Origin of the sequence: Macrococcus bovicus, from assembly GCF_004359575.1 — a bacterium.
Lineage (GTDB): Bacteria > Bacillota > Bacilli > Staphylococcales > Staphylococcaceae > Macrococcus > Macrococcus bovicus.
In genome coordinates, this window is the sequence record NZ_SCWF01000037.1 from 1 (window position 1) to 404 (window position 404).

A 404-nucleotide genomic window follows, 5' to 3' on the forward strand; every position below is an offset into this window, starting at 1 on the left:
GTATGATACATCGCGAGTGCAGCAGCCGGCATACCGAACATCATAACCGGGAAGAAACCAGCCATATAGCGACCGGTAATACCTTCAGTTCCGTGCCCTTTCTGGAAGTTGATGATGTCATTGACATTTGCGACATCAAACCAGAATACAGAGTTCAAGGCATGGTGAAGACCTACAGGTATCAGCAGTCGGTTAAAAAATCCGTAAAGCCCCGCACCCACTGGGCCAAGTCCTAAAATCATCTCACCAAAATTAACAAGACCACTGAAGACAATAGGCCAGATAAACAGCAGTATAAATGCGAGTAGCATACTAGCGAACGCAGTCATAATCGGTACAAGACGCTTACCACTGAAAAACGATAGCGCCATAGGAAGTTCTGTTTCAGAAAATCGATTGTACAT

1 protein-coding gene is annotated in these 404 nt (G+C 45.0%); it reads right to left on the bottom strand.

Annotated features, from left to right (window positions below):
• A partial coding sequence (locus ERX55_RS11310; RefSeq protein WP_165983794.1) for a PTS transporter subunit EIIC occupies positions 1-404 on the bottom strand: 404 nt, incomplete at both ends.